The following is a 20,949-nucleotide window of genomic DNA, read 5'->3' as shown; positions in this document are numbered from 1 at the left end:
CGGCAGGAACCGGAAGGGCTGGGAATGGCCGGTCAGCCCTACCAGCCACGCATCCGGGGCCATCGGGCGTGAATCGCGTCGCTGCCGGCGCAGACGACGTTGTACAGTTCGTGTTGCGACGCCGTCGCACAGGCGTGATTGGGGACAATCCTGATCTTCGCGCCGATCGGAAGATTGGGCAAAGCGTGCGCCGACCCGGGCCTGATGGCGAGGATCCCGTGCTCCTGGTTTGCTTGCGAGACGATCAGGTCGGGATAGAGCTTGCCGGCCACGTCGGAGACCAGACCATATCCCTGGTCAACCCGCTGCGCCGCAGTGCCGCGGTCGCGCGAGAGCGCCATCCACCCCGCATCGACAAAAATCCAGCCCTTCTCGGGCTTCGTGCCGATCACGGTGGTGAGCACCGAGATGGCGATGTCGTCGGTCGTGCAGACACCGACGCCTTGCATGACCAGATCGAAGAACATGTAGACGCCGGCGCGCATTTCAGTGACGCCGGTCAGATCATCGGCGAAATGTGCGGTCGGCGTCGAGCCGACGCTGACGGCAGGACATTCATGGCCGGCCGCCCGCAAGGTCTCCGCCGCCGCAACCGCCACCACCCTCTCATTCTCCGCGGCCGCGACGAGAGCCTCGCGCGTGAAGAGGCTGTAGGATTCGCCGGCATGGGTGAGGATCCCGGCGAGCCTGACTCCGGCCTCGCCCAGCGCGACCGCGACTGCAATGAGCTTTGGATCGTTGGCGGTCAGCCCGCCGCGGTGACCATCGCAGTCGATCTCGATGAACGCGGACGGTGTCACGCCTGCGGCACGCCCGGCGGCGCCAAGCAGTCTCGCCTGCTCCGTCGAATCGAGCAGTACCTTGAGGTCGAGGCCCGCTTTCCGCAGACGCATCGCTCTTTCAGCTGTGTGGGGCGCCAGACCCACGGCATAAGTCATGTCGCGAAAACCGTGCCGCGCGAAGTACTCGGCTTCCGCCAGGGTGGAGACGGTGATCGGCCCCGATCCGGACGGACAGGCCCGTCGGGCCACATCGATGGATTTCGCGGTTTTCATGTGGGGACGCAGCACGACGCCCCGCTCCGCCATGCGCGAGGACAGGCGGGCGAGATTGCGATCGAGCCGATGCTCATCGAGCAGGAGAGCCGGCGTGGCCAACGTGCCGAGCGTTGCGGCCGCCTCGCCGTCCCGGTGATCCGTCCCGCTCATCTCCCCGCGTCGCACGTCGATCTCTCCTAGCCGAAAGACTGATTGGGAATCGCAAACACGCGCGCCGGCCCGCTCGATGACGCCGGCGTGCCCAGCACCATGGTGGTGGCATCGCTGACCCGCTCGAGGCCAATGCCTTGAAGCCATTCCCCGAGTTGCGACGTGGCAGAGGTGTCGATGCGGACAAAAACGCTGCCGAGCCGCGCGAGCGCAGCCTCGATCAGCGCGCGTGCGTCGGTCGCGGTTTCGGCGACGACAGGTCCTATGACATGACCGCGGCCGAAAAGCCGGGAGACGGCATAGCCGCGGGCCATGCCGTCACGCTGCAGGACATAGCCATCACCGCTTTGGAGCAGCTTTTCGAGCATCTGTCGTCTCTCCAAGCCCGTGGCCTCGCGATCGAGTCGCATGATCGCCCCGAAATCCGATGCAGCCATTGGCCTGACGAGCCCCGGCGGCGACTCATGGCGTCCTCTTGGGATTCCCTGATGCTGGTGGATGACCCCGATCGGCACAAAGCCGCGACGCCGGTAAAGCGTAATGCCTTCCGCCGTCGAATTCAGCGCGATAGACCGTGGATGCGCGGACGCAAGCAGCGCATCCATCAGCCGCGCACCGTAGCCACGGCCTTGAGCGGCTTTCGCAACGATGATCATCCCGGCGGAAGCATGTGTCTCGCCGTACGGCCACCAGGCTGCGGTGCCGACCACCGCTCCGGCACGCTGCAGAACAAAGCCATGGCCCAACTGCAGCGCGACATCCCAATCCGCGAGCCGATAGGGCCAGGACATCTCCTGCGAGAGCTTCAGGGCGCCTTGCAGATGTGACGTAGCGAAAGGGACGAGGACCACGCCTTCATTCGTCTGGTAATCTGCGGTTGTCATGATACGCCGGCTTCTCTGCTCGGATTGCCAGCCTGATCGCCAGCGCTTGCCAGGCAAGGACCATCCGATGATCCCCGCACGGTCTACTGTGTAGCTTGAGCCCGACAGCATTACGCATCAGGCTGGAATAAAGTCCGGCATAGTATTTCGTTGGTGATGCCGCAGAAGGTCCAATCTGCTGTCGGCGGGTGCGCGTCACGTGCTCTCGAAGGTGCTTCGCAAGCCCGCAATCACGCTTTCCAGTCCAGAACGATCTTGCCGCAATTGTTGGATGTTGTGGTCCTGGAGGCTGAACATCTGAGCTTGTTGAAAGTCGCTCATTCGTCCGCGGGGCGAGAGCATGTAGACCCGCACCCCTTTCTTGCCGCGCATGGCCGAAGACCTCCGGCGTATAGGTCTTGTCACAGATGGCCTTCAGATCGGCCGGCGGAATATCGTCGACGTAGAGCGACAGGATCTCGAAAGCCAGGTCGGCGTCGGACAGCGTACGCCACGCATCCAGCGTGGCGTGGTCCACGCGAGGGTGGCTCTCGGGAACGTAGAGCCCGCCATCCTGCGCGAGCCCTTCGCGCAATATCTCGCAGAACTGCCTGCGACCCGAATGACCGCGTGTGGAGACGTAGTGCGTCGATTCTCTTCTTTTGAGAGGCGGCCGTGCCGCTAATTGGATCCGGTGCTGTCAGCGATCAGCGGCTGGCACGCCACAGCGCGATCCGATCACGCATGCGATAGGTCTGAATGAACGCAGGCATGAACCAGGGATTGCCTCGATAGAACGGGATGAAGGCCGGCGGCCGGAAGTCAAAGGCCGTGCGCGCCTGCTCGTCATGTCCCAACAGCTTGTGGGCCGCATGCATGCCGATCCATGGTGCCCAGACAACGCCCGAACCGCAGAATCCGGTCGCATAGACGATGCCGTCCTTCTGGAAGATGCGCGGAATCATGTCGCGGTTCATCGCCACATTGCCGAACCAGCTGTGTGACAGGCGAGCGCTCTCCAGCTCAGGGAACAGATTCACCAGGCCGCTGCGCAGAAGCAGCTTCGGAGCAACGGGATCGCCGACCCGAGAGCTGTCGCGGCCGCCGAGCAGAATGCGTTTGCCATCGGGCGAGGGCCGATAATAGAACCCGACCTCCCGGTTCTCGGTGATCATCATCCGTTTCGGCATCAGCCGCGCCATGACGTCGGGCGCAAGCTCCTCCGTCGCAATGATCCGGCTGCGAACCGGGACCAGCCTGCGGCGCAGGAAGGGCACGGCGCCATCCGTGTAACCGTTGGTACAAACCAGCACCTGACGCGCCTGCACCTGACCGGCCGCGGTGACGACGCGAAATCCGCCGTCATGTCTTTCTATAGAGACGACCGATGTCCGCGTGTGGACCGTCAAGCCCGAGGCGAGCGCGACGCGCAGCAGCTCGGCATGGAATTTCGCCGGATGCAATCCGCCGATGTCCATTCGAACCGTGCCGCCGCGATAGACATCGGTGCCGATATACTTGCGCTGCTCGACATACGGAACGGCATAAGCCTCGATCTTCAGTTTTTTCGCGAGCCTTTCTGCGGTACGCGCCATGGCCTCGTATTGTTCAAATCCGAAGGCGCCTTTGAACTGTCCCACCGGCTGGAAGTCGCATGCGATCCCTTCCGTCTTGATGAACTCGTAGAGGAACTCGCGTGCAGCCTTGCCTTCTGCTTCGATCGCCAGCGCCTTCTCTTCACCGAAGCGGCGCGAGAGTGTCGCGTAATCCGGACGAATGCTTCCGCTGGTGATCCCACCATTGCGCGTGGAAGCCCCTTCTCCGGGATCCATTGCATCGAAAGCTGCAACTGAGCGTCCCTCGCGCGCCAATACCAGGCCGGCTGAAAGTCCGGCGTAGCCCGCGCCCACAATCAGTACGTCGAGCTTTTTGGGCGATGGCTGCCGAGACAGCGGCTTCAGCGGGGCAGCTTCCCACCAGTAGGGCGTCGCCTTCTCGGCAATTCTGGGCGCGTGCATGGCGTGTGCTCTTCTTATGTCTTCTATGTCCGGCCGCGACTTGGCTCACACTGATCAGAAGTTGTCGTTTCGAACGTCGAGAGCATCTCGGAGCCCATCGCCGATGAAGTTGAAGCTCGTCACGGCGATCGTGATCGCGGCGCCGGGAATGATGGCGAGCCACGGAGCACTGGCCAGATATTGCTGGGCGCCGTTGAGCATATTGCCCCAACTCGGCAGCGGCGGCTGGATTCCGTAGCCGAGAAAGCTGATATAGGCCTCCAGAAGGATCGCGCGCGCGACGGCCAGACTTGCGGCGACGATGATGGGCCCCATGGCATTGGGGAGGATCTCGCGGAACATGATGTGCGCCCTGCCAAGCCCGACCATGCGCGCAGCCTGGACGAACTCGCGCTCGCGCAGCGAACGGACCTCGGCCTCGACGATTCGCGCAGTCTCCATCCAGCTCGTGACGGCAATGATCACGGTGATCATCACCGGACTTGGCCGCAGCGTTGCGGCCAACGCCAGCACGAGGAAGATCGAGGGATAGGACAGGAAGCCATCCACCGTCCGCATCAGTGCCGCCCCGACCCAGCCTCCGCGGTAGCCGGCCGTCACGCCGACGAGCGTACCGATCAACGTCGACAGCAACATCGCGGAGAATCCCACCGCGAGCGAGACGCGACCGGCCATCAACAGCCGCACGGCGAGGTCACGCCCCAAGGGATCCGTGCCCAAGTAATGGTTGCCTGCCAGGGGCGGAGCAAAGCGGGCGCGCAGGTCGATGTGGAGCGAATCGTAGGGCAAGGCATAGGGACCGATGGCGCACGCCAGCACAAGCAGCGTGATCATCGCGATTCCCAGGAGTGCCAGATGGTGACGCATGAAGCGGTTGACAGCACGGCTGTGCCACCAGCGGGTCGGAGCTGCGTGCGCGACGATGGCGGTCATATCTCCTGGCTCCTCTTATCTGGCGTGAGTCCGCAGGGCTCAGGCCAGGCGAATGCGCGGATCGACGGTCGCGATCACGATGTCTGCGATCAGGTTGCCCAACAGGACGAGCATGGCCGAGAAGATCAACAGCCCCATCACGACCGGATAGTCGCTGTAGCCGAGGCTGTCGAGAAACAGTCGCCCCATGCCCGGCCAGGTGAACACGGTCTCGGTGACCAGCGCCCCGGTGAGAATGCTGGGCAGCTGCATCCCTGCCAGGGTGATCATCGGCAGCAGCGCATTGCCGACGACATGCTTCAGCAGGATGCGACGCTCGCTCAAGCCCTTGGCTCGCGCCGTCTTGACGAAATCCTGACTGAGCGCATCGAGTGTCGCCGTACGCATATAGCGGCTCCAGATCGCGACATGAACGAGCGACAGCACCAAGCTCGGCAAGATCAGGTGATGCAGATAGTCCAGCACCGAGCCGTCGCCGATCGTGTACATGTTGCCTGCGGGTACCCAGCCCAGCTTCAGGGTGAAGATGTAGATGCCGATCAGGCCGAACCAGAAGGTCGGGACCGATAGCGCCACCATCGCGCCGACCGTCGCGCAGTAGTCGAACAGGGAATAGCGATGGGTGGCGCCACGGATTCCGATCCACGTGCCGGCCGCGATTGCCAATGCGGTGGATGTGCCCATCAGCAGCAGCGTCGCCAGGAGATGTCGGCCAATCACCGCCAGCACCGAAGAGCCGTCACGGAAAGAGTGCCCCCAGTCGCCCCGTACCAGTCGCCAGGCCCAGTCGAGATACTGAATCCACAGCGGCCGGTCCAGCCCCAGCTGAGCTGTCAGTCGCTGCACGTCCTGCCGGGACATGCCGGGATCCAGTCCGAATTGCGCAAGAGGTCCACCCGGCATGAGGTTCAGAACCGTGAAACCGATGATCGAGACGATCACCAGCAGCACGATGCTTTGCACGAGACGATTGAGCAGGAACCCGGACATTCGAGTCACCATGTTAGCGTTGCAGCATCACTCCCGCGCCGGCCTCGGCCACCGAGCCCCGGCCGGCAGCACGTCAGCTCGCCCAATACCAGGCCAGCGCATTCCAGGATTCGGTGCGCGTATTGCCGTTCGGCACGAAGCCGTTGATCCCCTTCTTGAGACCTTCGACCGAGTTGTTCTGATACAGCGGCAGGAACGGCAAATCGCGACGCACGAGTTCCTGGATGCGGAAGTAGATCGGGCGCCGCGCTTCCGGATCGAAGGTGCGTGCGCCCTTGTCGAGCAAGGCATCAACCTCCGGATTTGCGTATTGTGCATTGTTCGAGCCGCGGCCGCCCTTCGCTGCGATCGAGCGCGAGTGCAGGCGATTGGTGACGTCCGGGTCCGCACCGATCAGAAACGAGGAGCCGACGATCACGGAATCGAACTGCGATTGCACCCAAAAATCGCCCCACATCACGGCGGCGGGCAGGTTCGATATCTTCATCTCGATGCCCAATTGAGCAAACGTCTGCTGCAGGTATTGTTGCACCTGTTCGCGAAGGGGATCGCCCGACGTGGTCGAATTGGCAAAGGATAGGCGAACGCCGTTCTTGGCACGAATGCCGTCCGCGCCCTTTGCCCAGCCGGCCTGATCGAGGATCTTGGCCGCGCGATTCACGTCGAACTGGTGCAAGGGCAGATTGGGGTTGAAGAAGAAGGATTGCCGCGGCATGAACGTCTCTGTCGGCGAAGGCACCCCGTAGTAGAGACCCTGTATGATCGCCTCCTTGTCGATCGCCGCGTAAAGCGCCTCGCGAACGGCAAGCTCCTTGAACTGCGGGCGCTCGAGGTTCAGGTAGAAGGATTCGAACGAGGTCCTCGGGACGAGCGTCACCACACGGTTCGGCAGCGTCTTGGCCTCCCCATAATGATCAGGCGTGATGTAGGGCTGACCTACGAGATCAATGTCGCCGCTCTTGAACTGGGTGTACAGAACCGTGAGGTCCGGGATGTATTTGAAGACCAACGTCTCGATATGAGGACCTTCCCCGAAATAATCGCGGTTCGCCACGAGCTCGAGATGATCGCCGGCGATGCGCTGGCCCCACTTGAACGGACCGGTGCCGACAGGCGCCTGATTGAAAGCGGCGCTGTTCGGATTGGCCTCCTTCTCGAGGACGTGCTTCGGTACGATGAAAGTTTCGGTCAGGAACGACAGATAAGGCGCAAAGGCCTCTTCCATTCGCCACGAGATCTCCGTGGGCGAGATCACCTTGATGTCGCGCACGAGAGCATGGCCGGCCGTGCGCCAGCTGCGGAAGTTGGGATTCATGATCAGTTCGAGAGTGAACTTCACGTCCTCGGCGCTGAAAGGCTTGCCGTCGTGCCAGAGCACATCGTCACGCAAGCGAATACGCCAGTTGAGGCCGTCCGGCGTGATGCCGCCGTTCTGTTGGTCCGGCACCTCCACGGCCAGGTTGGGCTGAATGACGCCTTGCGGATCGATGCGGAACAGCGCGTCGAAAACCGAGAAATGCACACCGTCATCGACTTCAATGTGTACCATCAGCGGATTGAAGACGGTCGGCTCTTGTCCAAGCCCCACGATCACGCGGCCGCTCGGTTTCGCCGGAGAGGTGCGCGCGTGGGCAGGTTTGCCGAACAGATTTGATCCGGTAAGGCCGGCTGCTCCGGCGACCATCAACTGGAGTGCGCTACGCCGCGAATAGATCGATGCAGTCTGAGCTTCAGTCATGACGCCTCCTCATTTGTGGCTATGTCCGGCAAGGGTCGATTGGCTTCCAGCGGAGCGGGCGCTGCTTTGCCGCTCGCCGGGGATGGCAGCGACGAGTTCGCGCGTGTAGGCGGATTTCGGGTTCAGGAAGATCTGCGACGGCGGTCCGTGCTCGACGATCTGGCCTCGATGCATGACTGCGATTTCGTCGCAGATCTGGCTGGCCACACGCAAATCGTGCGTGATGAACACCATCGATACGCCGGTCTCGCGCTGAACCTGGTCCAGCAGCTTCAAGATCTGCGCCTGGATCGATACGTCGAGTGCGGAAACCGCTTCGTCCGCTATCAGCAGCTTCGGCTTGAACATCAGCGCCCGGGCTATGCCGACGCGCTGACGTTGACCACCCGAGAACTCGTGGGGATAGCGATCGAACGTTCCCGCATCCAGGCCGACATGGGCGAGGAGCTCTCGCGCCTGCTCGCAAGCCAGCTTGTGAGGCGTCCCGTGCGCAATCGGACCAACGGTCAAAATTTGCCCGACCGTCGACCGCGGATTGAGCGAGGCAAAAGGATCCTGGAAAATCATCTGGATCTTCGGCCGAAGCGGCCGAAACTCGGCTTCGGACAGCCGGGCAATATCGCGTCCCTCGAACAGGATGGAGCCGCTGTCGCTGTCGAGGAGCTTGATCAACAGTCGCCCGAGCGATGATTTGCCGGAGCCGCTTTCTCCGACGACGCCCAGGGTGCGTCCCGGCGAAAGGTCGAACGACGCGCCATTGACCGCGGGTACGATCCGCTGCCTACCGAACAGCGCACTGCCGCTGCGATAGGTCTTGACCAGGCATTCGACCTTCAGAATGGGGGACGGGGCCGCAGCTTCCGCCGGGAGGCGGTCCTTGCCCGTCAGATGCGGCACGGCCGCGATCAGGCGGCGCGTGTAGAGATGACTCGGGGATTTCAGCACCTGCTCGGCGCTCCCCTGCTCCACGCAATGTCCCTTCTCCATCACCACGACGGAATCGGCAATCTCCGCCACGACTCCGAAATCATGGGTAATGAACATCACGCTCATTCCCTTGCGGCGTTGGATATCGCGGATCAGATGCAGGATCTGGGCCTGGGTCGTCACGTCGAGGGCGGTGGTCGGCTCGTCCGCGATCAGGATCGTAGGCTCCAAAGCCAGAGCCATGGCGATCATCACCCGCTGTCGCTGCCCGCCCGAGAGCCGGAACGGATATTGATGATACATGAGCGGCGGATCCGGCAGGCCCACCTCGATCAGCAATTCCATGGCGCGACTACGACGGGATTTCGGCGTCCCCACGCCGTGCGCCGCCATCACTTCCTCGATCTGCGCGCCCACGGTCATCAACGGATTGAGCGCGGACAGCGGGTCCTGAAAGATCATGGAGACGATACGGCCACGGAGGTCTCGTAGCCTCTCCTGCGAGAGTCCGACCAGATCCATCCCTTCCAGACGGATTGCTCCCGAGGACACGCGGATCGACCTGGGCAACAGCCCCATGATCGCGTTGGCCGTGACCGATTTGCCAGATCCGGATTCTCCTATGATGCAGAGGATCTGACCGCGCCTCAATTCGAAGGAGACGTTCTCGACCGCGTGCGCCCGCTCCATGCCCGCCGGCAAACTCACGGTCAGGCCGCAGACCGCGAGTACCACATCTTCCGAGGCTACAGGCTGGGGAGCAGAGGTCATTTGAGCATTCTCCCCTTTCAACAGCGTCCTGATATCCGGTTGTCGGTCGGCTCTTCGGCCCCGTTTGCCGCCACTACGCTCGGACAGGTCAACAACTCGTCGGTCATTCTGCCATTCTCCGCGCGATGAATCCGACATGATTCAGAGTGCTGCTCTACCGGCAAAGGCGTCGCCGAGCGCGGCCCATCAGTCGAGGGAACGGCTCGAACAATGAATCGAGGTCCGAGTGCCTGCCATTGGCGTCTCGCTGGATCGCTTCGGCAAAGGTCTCCTCCCAGACAAGGCTCATCAAGCGTCACCTTTTAAACTTTGCCCTTTGATCGACATTGATCCGGTATTCGCGAGTCTGACTGCTTCAATCACCCCGGAGTCGCCGAAACGCGCCGGATAGGCAGCACGAACTTCTAAAAACGAAGCCCGTTTTGGCATTTCGGTCTGCGGCTGCCAGGGCTGCCGATGCAGGCGCGGGGTTGGGGCAAGCCGCCGACGACGAAGGGCTGATCCGATTGCAGAGACTATCCATTGGATTCCTCGCCTACGATTTGCCGCGCCAGCGAAGCATCCCGCAACAATTGCCTATGCCAAAAGCAGCAAACCGCAGGATATTCCGCCCGAGCCTGAAAGTCCGCTGCGTGTCTGCCGAACCTCCTCGGATACGATAGAGCCATATGGAGATTCCTGCCCAATGAGCGCGCCGCTCCTGCATATCGAATCCAGTCCGTCCCTGCCTCGTGAGGCGGACGTCGTCGTCATCGGCGGCGGCGTCGTGGGCGTGTTCACGAGCTACTATCTGGCGCGTCGCGGCCTCAAGGTTGCCTTGCTCGAAAAGGGCCGCGTCGCCGCCGAGCAGTCCAGCCGCAACTGGGGATGGTGCCGCCAACAGAACCGCGATGCACGCGAGTTGTCGCTTGCGACCAAGAGCCTCGATCTCTGGGAACGAGTTGCCCAGGAAACGGGTGAAGACACCGGCTTTCGCCGCTGCGGCCTGTTGTATTTGTCGAACGACGAGAATGAGCTGGCAGGCTGGGCCAAGTGGCGAGACTTCGCCAGGACCGTCGGCGTCACGACGCATATGTTGAGCTCGGAAGAGGCGAGCGGTCGGGGCAAGGCGACGGGTCGCAAGTGGAAGGGCGGCGTCTTCTCGCCGACGGACGGGACGGCAGATACCTCAAAGGCAGTGCCCATTGCCGCGCGTGCGATCATGGCGGCCGGTGGGACGGTGCACCAGCAATGCGCGGCGCGCGGCTTGGAGCTCAGTGGTGGCCGGGTCAGCGGGGTCGTAACCGAAGCCGGCACGATCCGGACCAAGACAGTGGTCATGGCAGGAGGTGCGTGGGCATCGTCGTTCTGCAACCAGCTTGGAATTCGCTTCCCGCAGGCGTCCGTGCGCCAGTCCATTCTCGCCGTGGCTCCTGGCGCTGGCGGCCTTCCTGATGCTCTTCACACCGGGCTCGTCTCGCTCACCCGGCGGGGCGATGGCGGATACACGCTCGCCATCAGCGGGCGTGCGCGAGTTGACCCAACGCCGCAGCAATTCAGATTCGGACGCGAATTCCTGCCTCTGTTCGCGCGCCGGTGGCGAAGTCTCAGCCCTGGGGCTTTCGAGGGGCTGCGGCAGGGCCACGAGACTCTGGCTAAATGGGGACTGGATGAGGTGACGCCGATGGAGCTGAACCGGACGCTCGATCCGCGCCCCGACATGAAGCAGATTCGCGCGACGCATCGACGAGCCTGCGAGCTCGTGCCGGAACTTGAGCGCGTCGAAATCTCGAATGTCTGGGCCGGCTACATCGACAGCACGCCGGACGGCATCCCCGCTATCGGCGAAGTTCAGTCGATTCCAGGTTTCATCCTGGCCGCAGGATTCAGCGGCCACGGCTTCGGGATCGGCCCAGGCGCCGGGCACATGATCGCCGACATCATTACGGGCAGTGCGCCCATCGTCGACCCGCGCCCCTACAGGCCGGAGCGGCTGAAAATGAGCGCCTGGGGCAAAGTCAGTGACTTCTAGAATCCAGTTTCCGCCCTTGGTTGGGAAAAAATGCCGATTGATGCTATGACAATGCATATGACGCTGAAGCAAAACCTCGACGCCGTGGTCGGCCTCCATCTCATGGCAATGCTATGAAGCTCGACAAGATCGACATCAGGATTTTGTGCGAACTGCAGAAGAACGGGCGGATCTCCAACGTCGAGCTCGCAGAGCTGATAAACCTTTCCCCGAGCCCCTGCCTGATGCGCGTCAAAAGGCTCCAGACGGAGGGCTTCATTACCGGCTATTCCGCCCAGATCGACGTTGCCAAGCTCGGTCAGACCTTGACGGTCTTCGCGGAAATCACGCTCAAGAATCATAGGCAAATCGATTTCGCCCGCTTTCTCACGACGATCGAGAAAATCGATTCCGTCGTCGAATGCCATCTGGTTTCGGGCGGGTATGACTATCTCGTCAAGTTCATCACCGCAGGGATCAGCGAATACCAGGCGGTCATGGAACGCCTGGTGGAGATGGATATCGGCATCGACAAGTACTTCAGCTTCGTCGTGCTGAAGTCGCCGATCGTGAAATCCCATCTGCCTCTCGAAAGCATATTCAACGGCTAGAGGACGGGCGCGGTGCTTAGCCTTTCATGGCCGCGCGGACGTCCTTGTCTTGGAGCGTCTGGTCGAGCGTGGCGTTTGTCCGCTCGATGATGGCCTCGATGTCCGCATCCGTGCAGCAGAGCGGCGGAGCATAACCCAACACGCCCTGCGCGAAGGCGCGGATGACGAGGCCGTTGTCCCAGGCGCGATCGAAAATGCGGCGCGCCGCGTCTGCTTCCGCCGGCAGGGGCGTCTTGCGTTCCTTGTCGGTAACGAGCTCGATTGCGGCCAGCATGCCGCGGCCCCTGACATCGCCGACAAGCGGATGATCCGCCAGCGCGCGAAGACCTTCCATGAGGCGGTGCCCGGCCTTGCGGCCGTTCTCGAGCAAGCCGTTTTCGTAGAGGTCGAGGCACGCGAGCCCGACGGCCGCGCTGACGGGATGCGCGGAATAGGTGTAGCCGTGACCGACCGCCGCCTTGCCGGCGCCATCGGCAATGGTGTTGTAGACGCGGTCCGACATCAGAACGGCCCCCATCGGCACATAGCCCGACGTCAGTCCCTTTGCCGTTGTCATGAGATCCGGCACGACGTCATCCTCTTCACAGGCGAAGAGCGGACCGGTTCGGCCAAAGCCGGTGATGACCTCGTCGGCAATGAACAGAACGTCATGCTCCTTGCAAACCGCGTGCATGGCCTTCAGCCAGGACGGCGGCGGAACGAGGACGCCTCCCGAGCCCTGTATCGGCTCGGCATAGAAGGCAGCAACACGATCCGCGCCCAGTTCGGCGATCTTCGCCCGCAGGGCCGCGACGGACGCATCGATGATCGCCCGCGGGTGGGGACCGACCGGATTGCGATAGGCATAGTGCGACGGGATCTTGTGCTGCCAGCTATGGGGCACCCCGAAACCCGCATGAAAGGCGGGCAGCGCCGTCAGGCCAGACCCTGCCGTTGACGATCCATGGTAGCCATACTCGACGGAGATGAACTGGTCCTTCTGTGGCGTGCCCTTGGCGTGATGGTAGTAGCGGATGAACCGGATCGTGCTGTCGACGGCATCGGAGCCACCCAGCGTGAAATAGATGTGGTTGAGATCGCCGGGCGCCAGTTCAGCCAGCCTTGCAGCCAACCGGATAGCCGAGTCGGAGCCCAACCCGAAATAGCCCGTCGCATAAGGCAGTTCGCGGAGCTGCCTCGTGGCCGCTTCAACGATGCTATCCTGTCCGTAGCCCGCATTGACACACCACAGGCCGGCGAAGCCGTCGAGCAATTGGCGGCCCGAGACATCGGTCAGTGTCGCGCCCTTCCCTGACTTCAGTACGCGGACGCCAGTCGCCTCGTGGCTGCGATACGATGAGACCGGATGAATCAGATGGGCGCGATCGAGTTCAATCAGCGAGTTGCTCAACATGTCGTCCTCCAGATCAACTGCAGCGCCTGTGCAGCCAGCGCGATGCTTTCGCAGTCAACATAGGATGACCAAGACAGCAGTTGCTCCCACGCTAGACATGGACGAAGAGCATTTTGACTGCCATTGACGATCGGCGCCGCATGTTATGCCGGCATCGGGCTGCGTCAGGCATTGGCGCTCACGTCGGCGGGCGTCTTTTCGTGCAACTCTCTGCCATGGCTCCGATCCGATACGATACAATCTGCTCCCGGTCGCCGCGACGGCGGTGCTTTATCCGGTCGTCTGCGCGCTATGATCCCTGTCGTACCGGAATGCGGTGCGTGAGGACCGAGAAGGATCGAGTCATGGCAACTTTCAGACCCAAGTACATCACTTTCGACTGTTACGGCACGCTGACCAATTTCGACATGGCCGGCGCGGCAAGGCGAGTCTACGGCTCTCAACTTTCTGCCACGACGATGGCAAGTTTCATCAAGGATTTCGCTGCCTATCGCCTGGACGAGGTTCTTGGCGCGTGGAAGCCGTACTTCGAGGTCGTGCATAATTCGGTAGAGCGCGCGTGCAAGCGCAACGGTATCGTATTTCGGCCCGAGGATGCCCAGCGCATCAATGAAGAGGTCCACACATGGGGCCCACATCCCGACGTCCCGGCGGGTCTGGCCAAAGTTGCCAGGGAGATTCCGTTGGTCATCCTATCGAACTCCATGAAGAATCTCATCATGTCGAACGTCGAAAAGCTCGGCGCTCCGTTCCACATGGTCATCACGGCGGAGGAAACCGGCGCCTACAAGCCGCAGATGAAGGGCTTCGAATATATGCTGGACAAGCTGGGCTGCGGGCCGGAAGACATTACCCACGTCTCCTCCTCCTTCCGCTACGACCTGATGACCGCCTACGATCTCGGCATCAAGAGCAAGGTCTGGGTGAACCGGGGTCATGAGCCAGCGAACCCGTTCTATGAATACACCGAGGTCGCTGGCATCGATGGGCTTGCCGGGGCCGTCGGCTTGGAGCCCCTTCGCAAAAGCGCGTGAGCGCAGTTCTCTTCGGGATCTCTCGCGGCAACTTCAGTTCTTGGAAACCTTCGATAGAGATCTGTGCTGCAAAGGAAAAAGGGGGCGGTTCAGCCGCCCCCTTTTCTTGTTTCAGATTACCCGATGGACCGCTCAGTCCAGACCGCCGACATGGAGCGCCTTGGTCTCGAGATATTCTTCTATCCCGAGCTGCGATCCCTCGCGTCCCAGTCCCGACTGCTTGACACCACCGAACGGCGCAACCTCTGTCGAAATCAGGCCGGTGTTCAGGCCAACCATGCCGAACTCCAGCGCTTCGGCGACACGCCAGGAACGCTTCAGGTTTTCAGTGTAGAAATACGCCGCAAGGCCGAATGGCGTACCGTTTGCGATCGCAATCGCCTCGTCCTCGGTCTCGAACCGGAAAAGCGGAGCGACCGGCCCGAAGGTCTCCTCCGACGCGAGTAGCATCTCGGTCGTCGCGCCACCAAGCACGAGAGGCCGGGCATATTGCCGCCCCTCCGGCACGGCTGCGCTCTGCGAGATGATCTTCGCCCCCTTATCCATTGCGTCGAGCACGTGCCGCTTGATCTTCTCGATCGCCGCGCTGTTGATCATCGGCCCGATTGCGACCCCCTCTTCCGTACCGGCACCGACCTTCAATTTCGCGACCCGGCCGCCGAGCTTCTCGGCGAAGGCATCGTAGATGCCGGATTGAACGAGAATGCGATTGCAGCAGACGCAGGTCTGCCCGCCATTGCGGAATTTTGACGCAATCGCCCCCTCGACCGCCCGGTCGATATCGGCGTCGTCAAAGACGATGAACGGCGCGTTGCCACCCAATTCGAGACTCAGTCTCTTGATGTTGTCGGCGGCGCCCTTCATCAGCAGCGCGCCGACACGCGTGGAGCCGGTGAACGAAATCTTGCGGACGGTTTCGTTGGCCATCAGCTCCGCGCCAATGTCCGCCGGCATGCCCGTCACGATGTTGATCACGCCCGCTGGAATGCCGGCCCGCTCAGCCAGAACGGCGATGGCGAGAGCTGAAAAGGGCGTAAATTCGGATGGCTTGATGACGACTGTGCAGCCCGCGGCAAGCGCGGGTGCCACCTTCCGCGTGATCATCGCGTTGGGGAAATTCCAGGGCGTGATGATCCCGCAGACGCCGACCGGTTCTTTCAGCACCAGAATGCGGCGATCAACGGTCGGCGCCGGGATTGTCGATCCGTTGATGCGGCGGGCCTCTTCCGCAAACCATTTGACGAAGGAGGCCCCGTACCGGATCTCTCCAAGCGATTCAGCAAGCGGCTTGCCCTGCTCCAGCGTCAGCAGCAGCGCCAAATCCTGCTCATGGCGTCGCATGAGCTCATACCAGCGCTCCAGCAGCGCAGCACGTTCCGCGTGAGCCTTCGTCTTCCAAGGCTTGAACGCAGCGGCCGCGGCGTCGATTGCTGCCCTGGTCTCGTCTCGACCCATGTCAGGGATGGTGCCAAGCACTTTCTGGCTCGCAGGATCGATGACGTCAACGGTGGCTTGCGTGCTCGCATCCCGCCAATTGCCGCCGATCAGCGCCTGCTGGCGAAACAGGTCTTTGTCCTTCAATGCAATCATGGGCTTGCTCCTTGCCTTCACCCGACCTCGCCGTCGGTGCCTGGAATTGCGTTTGGCGAGGCGAAGCCGTTTCATGCGAGCAGTACAGGACCGCACGCCGCATTTTTCATCGAGAATGAAGTGACTGGCCGCGTTGAATCTGGTCGGACGCGGCTTCGCAAGTCGAAAATTCTGAGGACCGCTTAACAGGACCGCTTAACAGCGGTCCTCGCCATCGTCTCAGTCATAATGGCAGACGTAGATCTTCCGCACGGTTTCGATCGTGCGCCAGACGCCGACAAAGCCGGGTTTCATCACGAAGCTGTCGCCGGCGCGGTACCTCCTGACCTCGCCGCCTTTTTCCTCGATTTCGATGAGGCCCGAGATGATGTGGCAGAACTCGAAGGTGGTGCCCTTGATGGAATGGGTCTCGCCCGGCGTGGCTTCCCATACGCCGGTCAGCACCTTTTCGCCTTTCGAGGCGTCCTGTGCCCAGGTCTTGAAGGAAGGATTGCCAGAAATGAGCCGTTCCGGGGCAGGCAGGGCGTTCTTCGGTGCGAAATCCGGATTGGTATCGATGGTAACCAGAAGCGACATGGCATTCTTCCCGTTAGTAGCCGAGTGTTCGATCGACGAGGCCGATCGGATCCAGTCCCGCGCGGTGGCGCCGGATGTTCTCTATGACGGATTGTGCCGCCGTATCCGCTTGAGTCACGGACGCGATATGTGGCGTGATGATCACCTTCGGATGCGACCAGAGTGGATCATTCTCTGGCAATGGCTCGGGATCGGTGACGTCGAGCATGGCGGCCGCGAGATGCCCGTTGTCGAGCGCTTCGATGAGTGCACCGTGGTCAAGCTGCGGGCCGCGGCCGACATGGAGCAGCCTCGCTCCCGCCGGCAAAAGCGAGAAGAGCCTTGCATTCAGGATGCCGCTCGTCTGCCCCGTCAGGGGCAGAAGACAGACCAGGATATCCGTTCCTTGCAGGAAACTGTCGAGCTGGTCCTCGCCATGGAAGCAGGTGACACCGTCGACCTCTTTCTTGCTGCGGCTCCACCCTGCGAGCGGAAATTGAAAGGGCCTCAAGCGGTCGATCGCGGCTTGCGCCAGCATCCCAAGGCCCAGGAAGCCCACGCGCCGACCGGTCGGCTGAACGCTTGCAAGGGCTTGCCATAGGCCCTTTCTCTGCTGCTCCCGGTAGGCCGGCATCTCGCGATGGAGCGTCAGCACGCCGAGCACGACATATTCCTGCATCATGCGTATGATGCCGTCTTCAACCATGCGCACGAGTTTGACGCGGTCGGATATGGTCTCCGGCTTGAATTGGTCGACCCCAGCACCGATGGAAAAAAGCACTTCCAGATTTCGAAACCGCTCGACATGATCGGGTACGTTCCAGGTCAGCAGGTAGCGTACCTTTGCCGGATCAACGCATTCACCGGAATGATAGAATTCGAGATCAGGGAGCTCGCGCGCAAAGGCCTGCCGGAAGATTGCCCCTCGAGCAGCATCGGAATTGAAAAGGAACGCCATCGATCTCAGGTCCTCGCCCGGGATGCTGGGCGTTGAGACCGGCCCGGCCGACCACCGAGGGCTGGCAGGGCGGCGCCTCCAGCGAAGCCTTCAACATTCACTGGGGCTCACCCTGTCTGCTGTTGCCGGATATCGATAGGCCGCAACCAGGAGCTTTCCCTGCTGAATCGACTTGCGCTGGCGGCGGAACATTCCGAATACCGCCTGCCAAACAGGCGAAACCTGCTGGCCTTCCGCGTTATGCTGCTGCAAAACGGGCTTGTGCAGCACGCAGCAGAAGGCCGGCGAGGGCGATAGGCCGAAAGCGTGTTGCCGCAAGGAACGGATGAGCTGAATGGGACGAACGGTACGCGTGAAGTCCTTTGAACTGGCGGCCAAGGACATCGACGACGTTGATGTGAAGCTCCTCCACGCGCTTTCGATCGGTGTCGGCTGGCCGCATCGACCCAAGGATTGGGACTTTTTGCGCCGCATCGGTCATGGCATCGTCGCCGTTGATGGCATAGGGCGCGTGTTCGGCAGCGCGATGTGGTTCCCTTGTGGCCAGGAATTCGCGACCATCGGCCTGGTGATCACATCGCCCCGAACCCAGGCACAAGGAACCGGCCGCTGGCTCATGGAGCAGGTTTTCGAGCGGTGTGGCGATCGGAATTTGACCCTCAACTCAACCCATGCCGCCTATCATCTGTATCTGTCGCTGGGGTTCACGAAGGAAGCCACCGTGTATCAGTGGCAAGGCGAAGTCGTCTCACCCCCTCCGCCGGTGCCGGCTCTGGCCGGTGAATTGAGCTCGATTTCCGCTGCGAACATCGCAGAGATCGCGGCACTGGATGAGCGCGCGTTCGGAACTAACCGGCAGAAGGTGCTCGCATTGCTTTCTGAAGGTGCCTCAATCTCGGTTTTGCGCCGCGGCGGGGAGGCCGTCGGATTTTCCATGAAGCGCGAATTCGGGCGCGGTCATGTGATCGGCCCCATCATCGCCAGCAATGATTGTGATGCGATCCATCTCACGGCGGTGCATCTCAAAGATCTCGCGGGGCAATTCGTCCGCGTCGATACGCGGGAGCAGACAGGTCTGTTTGCCGACTTCCTTCAACAGAGCCGCCTCGGGATAGCCGAGACCGTCACAACGATGTCTAAGGGTCGGCGATTCCTGAACCGAAAGGAAAACGAGCCGTGGGTGTACGGGCTAGCCGGTCACGCGTTGAGCTGAGACTCTGAGGCGAAGCTCCGTGCGGGGCTGATCTCCATGGTGCCGATCGCGGCGCCGCCGCAGAGCTCAAGGTCTGGGACGGGATGTGCCATTGCTGTCAGCTCTTCGCACCGATGCCCGGCGAGGGCATGGCCTCGATCGAGGAGGCTGCGAACTTTGCGCGAATGCACCTGAAGGCGTAGGCGTCGCCGGCCGGAAGTCAGAAGTCACACATCAGGCTGCCGCTTCGGCCGGCGCGCGCGCGCCGGTCATGAAGGCGACGGCATCCGACATCGTATAGGATTTTGGATCGATCACAGTGAGCCGCCGGCCGAGCCGATGGATGTGGATACGATCGGCGATCTCGAACACGTGCGGCATGTTATGGCTGATCAGGACGACCGACAAACCTCGCCGCCGCACGTCGAGGATCAGTTCGAGCACACGACGGGATTCCTTGACCCCGAGCGCCGCAGTCGGTTCGTCCAGGATCACCACGCGCGAGCCGAAGGCCGCAGCCCTTGCCACCGCTACGCCCTGGCGCTGCCCGCCCGATAGCGTCTCGACGCGCTGATTGATGTTCTGCACCGTCATGAGGCCAAGCTCCGTGAGCTTCTCGCGGGCTATGCGCTGCATGGCTCTGCGATCGAGCATGCGGCAGACCGTGCCGAGTGGTCCCGTGCGACGCAATTCGCGTCCGAGAAACATGTTGTCGGCGATCGACAGACTCGGAGACAGCGCCAACGTCTGATAAACCGTCTCGATGCCTGCAGCCTGCGCATCGAGAGGCGAGCGGAACGCGACGGGCTTGCCTTCGAGCCTGATCTCGCCCGCATTGGGAACGAGCGCTCCGGACAGCGCGCGGATCAGCGAGGATTTTCCCGCGCCGTTATCTCCAATGACGGCGAGGATTTCACCGGGGTAGAGATCGAAATCGGCATCATCGAGCGCGGTCACACGACCATAGCGCTTGACGAGACCGCGCGCTTGCAGAACCGGCTGGGGAGTGCTGGTTTCAATGCTCATGCCGACACCTTGCGAATCCATTGATCGAGGGCCACGGCGACGATGATCAGCCAGCCGACTGCGAATTCCTGCCAGAGCACGTCGACATCCGACAGCGCGAGCCCGTTGCGGAATACGCCGACGATCAGGGCGCCGATCAGCGTGCCGATGATCGAACCACGGCCGCCGAACAGGCTGGCGCCGCCGACCACCACGGCCGTGATGCTGTCGAGATTGGCGGTCTGGCCGGCTTGCGGGCTGATCGAGCCGATGCGCCCGATCAGCGCCCAGGCGCCGAGCGCGCAGATCATGCCGGCGATCACATAGACGGCGAAGAGGATACGGCCGGTCCGGATACCGGCCAGCCGCGCCGCATCGGGATCGTCACCCACCGCATAGAGGTGACGTCCGAAGGCAGTGCGGTTGAGCACGAACCAAATGAACCCAACCAGCCCCAGCATGAAGAATGAGCCGTAGGTGAAGCGCGCGCCGAACACATCCACCGGCATTCCGAGTGCCTGCAGCAGCGGCGCGGCTTTCGCCACGTCCTGCGAGCGGATGGTCTCGGACGCCGAGTACCAGAGATTGAGGGCGAAGAAGATCGACCAGGTCCCGAGCGTGACGATAAAGGGCGGCAGCTTGAGGCGCGTCACCAGCACGCCGTTCATCGCCCCGCAGCCCGCGCCCACGGCAAGACCGATCAGCAGCGCCAGCGGCGCCGCGAGCCCCATTGCGATCGCAAGCTTGCCCATGATCACGGAGCACAGCACCATGACGGCGCCGACCGACAGATCGATGCCTGCGGTGATGATGATCAGCGTCTGGGCAACCCCGATCACGCCGATGATCGTCACCTGCTGAATGATCAGCGACAGATTGAACAGCGACAGAAAGCGCGGCCCGACGATCAATCCGAACACCGCAACGCTGAGCAGGAGCACGATCGCCGGGACCGCCGTGGGATTGGCGTGGAGAAGGTGCTGCAGTTTCTGCAGCGGCGATCTCGCACGGACCTCGAATTCGGCCACGCGGTTTTCGCTCTTGTCGAGCACGAGCTCGAAAGCCTGACCACCAGGGTGGGCATTTCCGATTTCGGTCATCACCGGTTTCCTCATTGCGTACCGAGCCAGCTTCGGAGCGGACGTTTGCGGCATTCTCAGGCGCCCGCCCTCC

18 protein-coding genes are annotated in these 20,949 nt (G+C 62.1%); 4 read left to right on the top strand and 14 right to left on the bottom strand.

Annotation, left to right across the window (positions count from 1 at the left end; translation table 11 throughout):
* Positions 1-38: 38 nt before the first annotated feature.
* The 8 genes from ACVIIW_RS13070 to ACVIIW_RS13035 all read right to left on the bottom strand — a co-directional run bounded on the left by ACVIIW_RS13070 (position 39) and on the right by ACVIIW_RS13035 (position 9,448).
* The gene (locus ACVIIW_RS13070) at positions 39-1,208 is read right to left on the bottom strand and encodes an alanine racemase (protein ID WP_456701121.1); all 1,170 of its coding nucleotides are present in this window, start codon (positions 1,206-1,208) and stop codon (positions 39-41) included.
* Positions 1,209-1,234: 26 nt separating this feature from the next.
* Complete coding sequence (locus tag ACVIIW_RS13065) at positions 1,235-2,092, bottom strand: GNAT family N-acetyltransferase (RefSeq protein ID WP_456701120.1); 858 nt, start codon at positions 2,090-2,092, stop codon at positions 1,235-1,237.
* Complete coding sequence (locus ACVIIW_RS13060; protein ID WP_456701119.1) at positions 2,064-2,666, bottom strand: hypothetical protein; 603 nt, start codon at positions 2,664-2,666, stop codon at positions 2,064-2,066. Before ACVIIW_RS13060 ends, ACVIIW_RS13065 begins: the two co-directional genes overlap by 29 nt.
* 112 nt (positions 2,667-2,778) lie before the next feature.
* Positions 2,779-4,089 (bottom strand): NAD(P)/FAD-dependent oxidoreductase, encoded by a 1,311-nt coding sequence (locus ACVIIW_RS13055; RefSeq protein ID WP_456701118.1) that lies wholly within the window; start codon positions 4,087-4,089, stop codon positions 2,779-2,781.
* A gap of 54 nt (positions 4,090-4,143) precedes the next feature.
* A complete protein-coding gene (locus ACVIIW_RS13050) occupies positions 4,144-5,022 on the bottom strand; it encodes an ABC transporter permease (protein WP_456701117.1) in 879 nt (292 codons plus the stop codon).
* A 39-nt stretch (positions 5,023-5,061) separates the two neighbouring features.
* Positions 5,062-6,012 (bottom strand): ABC transporter permease, encoded by a 951-nt coding sequence (locus ACVIIW_RS13045; RefSeq protein ID WP_456701116.1) that lies wholly within the window; start codon positions 6,010-6,012, stop codon positions 5,062-5,064.
* Positions 6,013-6,085: 73 nt separating this feature from the next.
* Positions 6,086-7,750, bottom strand: a complete 1,665-nt coding sequence (locus ACVIIW_RS13040) for a peptide ABC transporter substrate-binding protein (protein WP_456701115.1) — start codon at positions 7,748-7,750, stop codon at positions 6,086-6,088.
* Between the two features lie 9 nt (positions 7,751-7,759).
* Complete coding sequence (locus tag ACVIIW_RS13035) at positions 7,760-9,448, bottom strand: ABC transporter ATP-binding protein (RefSeq protein ID WP_456701114.1); 1,689 nt, start codon at positions 9,446-9,448, stop codon at positions 7,760-7,762.
* A gap of 685 nt (positions 9,449-10,133) precedes the next feature.
* Between ACVIIW_RS13035 and ACVIIW_RS13030 the strand changes: the two genes are divergently transcribed.
* Positions 10,134-11,459, top strand: coding sequence for an NAD(P)/FAD-dependent oxidoreductase (locus ACVIIW_RS13030; RefSeq protein ID WP_456701113.1), 1,326 nt, complete (start codon positions 10,134-10,136; stop codon positions 11,457-11,459).
* A 113-nt stretch (positions 11,460-11,572) separates the two neighbouring features.
* Positions 11,573-12,049 carry an Lrp/AsnC family transcriptional regulator gene (locus ACVIIW_RS13025; RefSeq protein ID WP_027544593.1) on the top strand — a complete coding sequence of 159 codons (477 nt, stop codon included), beginning with the start codon at positions 11,573-11,575 and terminating at the stop codon, positions 12,047-12,049.
* A gap of 16 nt (positions 12,050-12,065) precedes the next feature.
* Here ACVIIW_RS13025 and ACVIIW_RS13020 read toward each other — a convergent pair whose 3' ends face one another.
* Positions 12,066-13,442, bottom strand: a complete 1,377-nt coding sequence (locus ACVIIW_RS13020) for an aminotransferase class III-fold pyridoxal phosphate-dependent enzyme (RefSeq protein WP_456701112.1) — start codon at positions 13,440-13,442, stop codon at positions 12,066-12,068.
* Positions 13,443-13,786: 344 nt separating this feature from the next.
* Between ACVIIW_RS13020 and ACVIIW_RS13015 the strand changes: the two genes are divergently transcribed.
* On the top strand, positions 13,787-14,476 hold the full coding sequence (locus tag ACVIIW_RS13015; RefSeq protein ID WP_456705144.1) for a haloacid dehalogenase type II: 690 nt from the start codon (positions 13,787-13,789) through the stop codon (positions 14,474-14,476).
* A 132-nt stretch (positions 14,477-14,608) separates the two neighbouring features.
* On the opposite strand, the gene ACVIIW_RS13010 is transcribed toward ACVIIW_RS13015, so the two are convergent.
* The 3 genes from ACVIIW_RS13010 to ACVIIW_RS13000 all read right to left on the bottom strand — a co-directional run bounded on the left by ACVIIW_RS13010 (position 14,609) and on the right by ACVIIW_RS13000 (position 17,579).
* Entirely contained in the window at positions 14,609-16,066 is a 1,458-nt protein-coding gene (locus tag ACVIIW_RS13010) for an NAD-dependent succinate-semialdehyde dehydrogenase (protein ID WP_456701111.1), read from the bottom strand.
* Between the two features lie 219 nt (positions 16,067-16,285).
* Positions 16,286-16,642 carry a cupin domain-containing protein gene (locus ACVIIW_RS13005; protein WP_092226994.1) on the bottom strand — a complete coding sequence of 119 codons (357 nt, stop codon included), beginning with the start codon at positions 16,640-16,642 and terminating at the stop codon, positions 16,286-16,288.
* Between the two features lie 13 nt (positions 16,643-16,655).
* A complete protein-coding gene (locus ACVIIW_RS13000; protein WP_456701110.1) occupies positions 16,656-17,579 on the bottom strand; it encodes a 2-hydroxyacid dehydrogenase in 924 nt (307 codons plus the stop codon).
* Positions 17,580-17,913: 334 nt separating this feature from the next.
* Between ACVIIW_RS13000 and ACVIIW_RS12995 the strand changes: the two genes are divergently transcribed.
* Entirely contained in the window at positions 17,914-18,792 is an 879-nt protein-coding gene (locus ACVIIW_RS12995; RefSeq protein WP_456701109.1) for a GNAT family N-acetyltransferase, read from the top strand.
* Positions 18,793-19,005: 213 nt separating this feature from the next.
* Here ACVIIW_RS12995 and ACVIIW_RS12990 read toward each other — a convergent pair whose 3' ends face one another.
* Both ACVIIW_RS12990 and ACVIIW_RS12985 read right to left on the bottom strand, forming a co-directional pair.
* Positions 19,006-19,818, bottom strand: coding sequence for an ATP-binding cassette domain-containing protein (locus ACVIIW_RS12990; RefSeq protein WP_456701108.1), 813 nt, complete (start codon positions 19,816-19,818; stop codon positions 19,006-19,008).
* Positions 19,794-20,876, bottom strand: a complete 1,083-nt coding sequence (locus ACVIIW_RS12985) for an ABC transporter permease (protein ID WP_456701107.1) — start codon at positions 20,874-20,876, stop codon at positions 19,794-19,796. Before ACVIIW_RS12985 ends, ACVIIW_RS12990 begins: the two co-directional genes overlap by 25 nt.
* Between the last annotated feature and the right edge of the window lie 73 nt (positions 20,877-20,949).

The sequence above is a fragment of the Bradyrhizobium sp. USDA 4449 genome (assembly GCF_054056275.1).
This window is presented reverse-complemented; position numbering and strand designations above follow the sequence as displayed.

Coding starts and splice junctions, on each gene's coding strand:
- ACVIIW_RS13070 (WP_456701121.1), bottom strand. CDS start 1,208: ATGAGCGGGACGGATCACCGGGACGGCGAGGCGGCCGCAACGCTCGGC.
- ACVIIW_RS13065 (WP_456701120.1), bottom strand. CDS start 2,092: ATGACAACCGCAGATTACCAGACGAATGAAGGCGTGGTCCTCGTCCCT.
- ACVIIW_RS13055 (WP_456701118.1), bottom strand. CDS start 4,089: ATGCACGCGCCCAGAATTGCCGAGAAGGCGACGCCCTACTGGTGGGAA.
- ACVIIW_RS13050 (WP_456701117.1), bottom strand. CDS start 5,022: ATGACCGCCATCGTCGCGCACGCAGCTCCGACCCGCTGGTGGCACAGC.
- ACVIIW_RS13045 (WP_456701116.1), bottom strand. CDS start 6,012: ATGTCCGGGTTCCTGCTCAATCGTCTCGTGCAAAGCATCGTGCTGCTG.
- ACVIIW_RS13040 (WP_456701115.1), bottom strand. CDS start 7,750: ATGACTGAAGCTCAGACTGCATCGATCTATTCGCGGCGTAGCGCACTC.
- ACVIIW_RS13035 (WP_456701114.1), bottom strand. CDS start 9,448: ATGACCTCTGCTCCCCAGCCTGTAGCCTCGGAAGATGTGGTACTCGCG.
- ACVIIW_RS13030 (WP_456701113.1), top strand. CDS start 10,134: ATGAGCGCGCCGCTCCTGCATATCGAATCCAGTCCGTCCCTGCCTCGT.
- ACVIIW_RS13025 (WP_027544593.1), top strand. CDS start 11,573: ATGAAGCTCGACAAGATCGACATCAGGATTTTGTGCGAACTGCAGAAG.
- ACVIIW_RS13020 (WP_456701112.1), bottom strand. CDS start 13,442: ATGTTGAGCAACTCGCTGATTGAACTCGATCGCGCCCATCTGATTCAT.
- ACVIIW_RS13015 (WP_456705144.1), top strand. CDS start 13,787: ATGGCAACTTTCAGACCCAAGTACATCACTTTCGACTGTTACGGCACG.
- ACVIIW_RS13010 (WP_456701111.1), bottom strand. CDS start 16,066: ATGATTGCATTGAAGGACAAAGACCTGTTTCGCCAGCAGGCGCTGATC.
- ACVIIW_RS13005 (WP_092226994.1), bottom strand. CDS start 16,642: ATGTCGCTTCTGGTTACCATCGATACCAATCCGGATTTCGCACCGAAG.
- ACVIIW_RS13000 (WP_456701110.1), bottom strand. CDS start 17,579: ATGGCGTTCCTTTTCAATTCCGATGCTGCTCGAGGGGCAATCTTCCGG.
- ACVIIW_RS12995 (WP_456701109.1), top strand. CDS start 17,914: ATGGGACGAACGGTACGCGTGAAGTCCTTTGAACTGGCGGCCAAGGAC.
- ACVIIW_RS12990 (WP_456701108.1), bottom strand. CDS start 19,818: ATGGATTCGCAAGGTGTCGGCATGAGCATTGAAACCAGCACTCCCCAG.
- ACVIIW_RS12985 (WP_456701107.1), bottom strand. CDS start 20,876: ATGACCGAAATCGGAAATGCCCACCCTGGTGGTCAGGCTTTCGAGCTC.